Below are 4,704 nucleotides of genomic sequence, written 5' to 3' on the forward strand. Positions count from 1 at the left end.
GACCGGAGCGGCGGCGGCGGTCGCGGCCGGCGCGGGCGAGGTCTTGGTCTTCACCCAGGCGTCGAAGTCGGCCTGGCTGACGACGTGGATCTCGATCGGCATGTTGGAGTGGTCGACGCCGCAGAGCTCCGAGCACTGGCCGTAATAGACGCCGATCTTGTCGGCCTTGAACCAGGTTTCGTTCAGGCGGCCGGGGATGGCGTCGGTCTTCAGGCCGAAGGCCGGCAGGGCGAACGCGTGGATCACGTCGGCGCCGGTGACCTGCACGCGGACCACCTGGTTGACCGGAACGACCATCGGCTTGTCGGCGGCCAGCAGGTACGGGACCTTCTTGGCGTCGGCCTGAGCCTTGCTCAGCGGCACCGAGGTGATCTCGCTGATCTTCTGATCGGGATATTCATAGCCCCAGTACCACTGGTAGCCGGTGGCCTTCACCGTCAGATACGGCTTGGGCATGTCGTTGTAGGCGAACAGCAGCCGGAACGAGAAGATGGCGATGACCATCAGGATCAGCACCGGACCGACCGTCCAGATGATCTCGACGGTGGTGTTGTGGCTGAACTTGGCCGGGACCGGATTGGCCTTGGCGTTGTAGCGGATGACGATCCAGATCAGCAGGCCCAGCACCAGCAGCGTGATCGCCGTGATGATCGGCATGAGGATGTGGTTGTGGAATTCCGTCGCCTGGTACTTGAGCGGCGAGGCCGAGACCTGCAGATCGATCGCGCCCGGCGTCGGCTGCCCAAGCAGCTCGTTGCTCTTGGCGAGGGCTTCCCCCGCGAAGAAGCCCATAAGGGCCATCGTCGTGGCGGCGACGGAGGCTAGGCCCGTCAACTTCCGCCGCATCCCCTGAATTTGCGCCTTCATATCCCTCACGGCCCGTTTCGGCGGCGATGTTGACGTAGATCAACGCCATGCCGCGCCGACATGTACACTACGACCAGCGACCCGGGAGTTGGCAATCGACTTCGTCATGGGACGTGGAATCGAAGAGTCAAACCCCGGCGTCTCCGGCCGGTCGCTGGCGTGCATACGCGCTCCAATCCCTGTTGCCAAGCACCAGAGGCGTTCGCCTGAACGCCTCGCGCCGGGCCAGACCGCTTCACCTGCGAGCCAATCTCAACAACGGCCGTTTCAGAGCGATTTCGAGCTACGTACCATTACTAACATGTAATGACAGCTACCTTGCATTGGGCACTACCTTGCGTCACAAGGGTGCTCAGCAACGGGAACGAAAAGCCGTGACAGAAGCCATCGAAGTTCAACTGAAGAAAGGCGTGCTGGCGCTGTGCGTGCTGGCCCTGCTGTCGCAGGCCGACAGTTACGCCTACGAAATCGCCAGCAAGCTCGCCAAGGATATCGATATGGGGGAAGGCACCATCTACCCGCTCATGCGCCGCATGCAGTCGGACGGCCAGGTCGAGACCTATCTGGTGGAATCCCAGAGCGGTCCGCCGCGCAAATATTACCGCCTGACCGACGCCGGTCGGGCCAGCTTCACCGCCCAAAAGGCCGAATGGGCCGCCTTCAGCTCGGCCGTCGAAAACATTCTGGGAGCCGCCGCATGACGCGCGCCGAATTCCTCACCCGCCTCAAGCGCGGCCTGGCCGGCATGCCCGCCGCTCAGATCGCCGACATCGTGGCCGACTACGAGGCCCACTTCAACGAAGCCCAGGAAGCCGGTCGCAGCGAAAGCGAAGTGGCCGCCGCCCTGGGCGAACCCGAACGCCTGGCCCGCGAACAGCGCGCCGAGCAGGGGGTCAAGCGCTGGGAGGAGGCCAAGAACCCGTCGGCCGCCGCCGGCGCGATCTTCGCCATCATCGGCCTGGGCGCCATCGACATCCTCTTTCTGCTGCCCCTGCTGATGGGCGTGCTGGGGACGCTGATGGCCTTCTTCATGGGAGCCATCGGCATTTTCGCCGGCGGCGGCTTCGTCGCCGCGGTCGGTCCCTTCGCCGGACCGCCCGGCGGCCCCGCCACGGCCTTCCTGCTGGGCATCGGCCTGATGGCCGCCGCCACCGCCCTGGCCGCCGTCACCACCCTGCTGACCATCTGGCTGGTCAACGGCCTGGTCTGGTTCGGGCGTCTTCACTACCGGCTGCTGAAGCCGGCCATCGAAACCCAGGTCTGAGGGGACCGCCATGATCCGCAACCTGACCATCGTCGCCGTCGCCAGCTTCGTGCTCGCGCTCGGCTGCTTCGCCGGCGCCTTCGCGCTCGGCGGTCGCGACATCGTCAAGAACGGCTGGAGCTTTCCGGCCGACTGGAACATCGAAGTCGACGACGACAACGATCATATCCGCATCGGACCCGGCTCAAACCGGGTCGACTACGGCGAGACCACGACCCGCAATGTCGCCTGGAGCGGTTCGGACGCCCTGCAGGTCGACGTGCCGGCCGAAGTGATCTTCACCCAGGCCGCCCCCGGGGCCGGAGCCAGCATCCAGGTGACCGGGCCCAAGGCCCTGGTCGATCGCGTGATCGTGGAAAACGGCCGCATCGCCCTGCGCGACGACGGCTTCCTCCATGTCAGCCGCAACAGCGATGAGCTGTCGATCGAGATCGTCGCCCCCAGCGTGCGGTCCTTCACCCTGAACGGCAGCGGCGATCTCTATCTGAAGAACTACGATCAGCCGGACCTCATGCTCGAGATCAACGGCAGCGGCAGTGTCGACGCCCAAGGCAAGGCCAGGAAGGTCGAACTGCTGGTCTCGGGCTCGGGCGAGGCGGATCTGCGCGGGCTGGACACCGGCGACGCCAGGATCGCCCTGTCCGGCAGCGGCGAGGCCCATGTCGCCCCGCATGGCGCGACCGAGGTCGACGTGGCCGGCAGCGGCGACGTCTATCTGACCAACAAGCCAAGCGTGCTGAGCTCGAACGTCGCCGGTTCGGGCGAGGTGCACCAGGACTGGTGATCGAGTTGCTTTCTCCTCTCCCGCTTCGCGGGGAGGAGAAGAAGAGACGAATCGTCGCCGGGGTGATGACGAAGGCGGATGAAACGCTTACCTGTGAACCCATGACCGCTCTCATGAACGCCCCTTCCCTGCTCGCCTCGGCCAATGTCGATCCCGAGCGCGCCCGCGCCATCCTGGGCGAGGCCCTGGCCGGGGCCGACGACGGGGAGCTGTTCGTCGAACGCTCCGAGAGCGAGGCCTTCGTGTTCGACGACGGCCGGCTGAAGAGCGCCTCCTACGATTCGGGCGAGGGGTTCGGCCTGCGCGTGGTGGCCGGTGAGACCGCCGGCTACGCCCATTCCGCCGAGATCTCGGAAGCCGCCATCGGCCGCGCCGCCGATTCGGCCAAGCTGGCCCGCCGCGGCTATGCCGGGGTCAGCGCCGAGGCCCCGCGCGCCACCAACCAAAAGCTCTACGGCGAGGACGACCCGGTCTCGTCCCCCGACTTCTCCGACAAGGTCGCCCTGCTGCAGGAGATCGACGCCTTCGCCCGCGCCCGCGATCCGCGCGTCGTCCAGGTGATGGCCTCGATGGCCGGCGAGCGCCGCGTGGTCGAGATCCTGCGCGCCGACGGCCGGCTGCTGCGCGACGTGCGGCCGCTGGTGCGCGTCAATGTCCAGGTCACGGTCGAGAAGGACGGCAAGCGCGAAGCCGGCTCGTCCGGGGCCGGCGGCCGCGCCGGCTTCGCCGCCTGGATCAGCCCCGACAAGTGGCGGGACCAGGTCGACGAGGCCCTGCGCATGGCCCTGGTCAATCTGGACGCCGTGGCCTGCCCGGCCGGCGAGATGGACGTGGTTCTGGGTCCGGGCTGGAACGGCGTGCTGCTGCACGAAGCCGTCGGCCACGGCCTGGAGGGCGACTTCAACCGCAAGGGCATCAGCGCTTTTTCCGGCCGCATCGGCGAGCGGGTGGCCGCCAAGGGCGTGACCGTGTTCGACGACGGGGCGATCCCCGGCCGCCGCGGCTCGCTGACCATCGACGACGAGGGCACCCCGACCGAGCGCACCATGCTGATCGAGGACGGCGTGCTGGTCGGCTACATGCACGACCGGATGAGCGCCCGGCTGATGGGCATGGCCCCGACCGGCAACGGCCGCCGCCAGTCCTACGCCCACATGCCCATGCCCCGCATGACCAACACCGGCATGCTGGCCGGCCATGACGATCCGGCCGAGATGATCGCCTCGATGAAGCGCGGCCTCTACTGCGCCAATTTCGGCGGCGGCCAGGTCGACATCACCAACGGCAAGTTCGTCTTCCAGTGCACCGAGGCCTATCTGGTCGAGGACGGCAAGATCACCGCCCCGGTCAAGGGCGCGACCCTGATCGGCGACGGTCCCTCGGCCCTGACCAAGGTGACGATGATCGGCAACGACTTCGACTTCGACCCGGGCATCGGCGTCTGCGGCAAGTCGGGCCAGGGCGTGCCGGTCGGCGTGGGCCAGCCCTCGCTGAAGATCACGGGGCTGACGGTGGGCGGCACGGCGGTCTAGGGGCAAGCCTTTGTGAAAGCTGGTGATCTCCACCTAAATCTAAGGTGATCAGCGACAACATTTCACAAATGTAATCTACCTTTCGGTTTTGTAACTAGGCCTGTCCTGATCGCACGCACAGGTTCGCGGCCACAAAGCGGGGGCTTTGGGGGTTCGCGTGATGAGTCTTGCTTCCGTCATTCTCGCGCTGGGATTGGCCGCGCCGCAGGCCCTGGCCGCCGCGCCCTCCGCCGTGCTGGAGGCCGCGCCCCAGGCGC

At 66.8% G+C, this 4,704-nt stretch carries 5 protein-coding genes; 4 read left to right on the forward strand and 1 reads right to left on the reverse strand.

Annotation, left to right across the window (positions count from 1 at the left end):
• Positions 1-867 (reverse strand): cytochrome c oxidase subunit II (coxB, locus tag WAL33_RS09090; RefSeq protein WP_422180603.1); only part of this gene is annotated, 867 nt, incomplete at its 3' end.
• Positions 868-1,241: 374 nt separating this feature from the next.
• Here coxB and WAL33_RS09095 point away from each other — a divergent pair.
• The 4 genes from WAL33_RS09095 to tldD all read left to right on the forward strand — a co-directional run bounded on the left by WAL33_RS09095 (position 1,242) and on the right by tldD (position 4,447).
• On the forward strand, positions 1,242-1,568 hold the full coding sequence (locus WAL33_RS09095; protein WP_422180605.1) for a PadR family transcriptional regulator: 327 nt from the start codon (positions 1,242-1,244) through the stop codon (positions 1,566-1,568).
• Positions 1,565-2,131: a DUF1700 domain-containing protein gene (locus WAL33_RS09100; protein ID WP_422180607.1), complete on the forward strand. Its 567-nt coding sequence runs from the start codon at positions 1,565-1,567 to the stop codon at positions 2,129-2,131. The genes WAL33_RS09095 and WAL33_RS09100 overlap by 4 nt, the downstream gene beginning before the upstream one ends.
• Before the next feature lie 10 nt (positions 2,132-2,141).
• Positions 2,142-2,915: a GIN domain-containing protein gene (locus WAL33_RS09105; protein WP_422180609.1), complete on the forward strand. Its 774-nt coding sequence runs from the start codon at positions 2,142-2,144 to the stop codon at positions 2,913-2,915.
• A gap of 101 nt (positions 2,916-3,016) precedes the next feature.
• The gene (gene tldD, locus WAL33_RS09110; protein WP_422180611.1) at positions 3,017-4,447 is read left to right on the forward strand and encodes a metalloprotease TldD; all 1,431 of its coding nucleotides are present in this window, start codon (positions 3,017-3,019) and stop codon (positions 4,445-4,447) included.
• The last annotated feature ends 257 nt before the right edge of the window (positions 4,448-4,704 follow it).

Source organism: Caulobacter sp. (assembly GCF_049283275.1).
Classification (GTDB): domain Bacteria; phylum Pseudomonadota; class Alphaproteobacteria; order Caulobacterales; family Caulobacteraceae; genus Caulobacter.

Coding starts and splice junctions, on each gene's coding strand:
- WAL33_RS09100 (WP_422180607.1), top strand. CDS start 1,565: ATGACGCGCGCCGAATTCCTCACCCGCCTCAAGCGCGGCCTGGCCGGC.
- WAL33_RS09105 (WP_422180609.1), top strand. CDS start 2,142: ATGATCCGCAACCTGACCATCGTCGCCGTCGCCAGCTTCGTGCTCGCG.
- tldD (WP_422180611.1), top strand. CDS start 3,017: ATGACCGCTCTCATGAACGCCCCTTCCCTGCTCGCCTCGGCCAATGTC.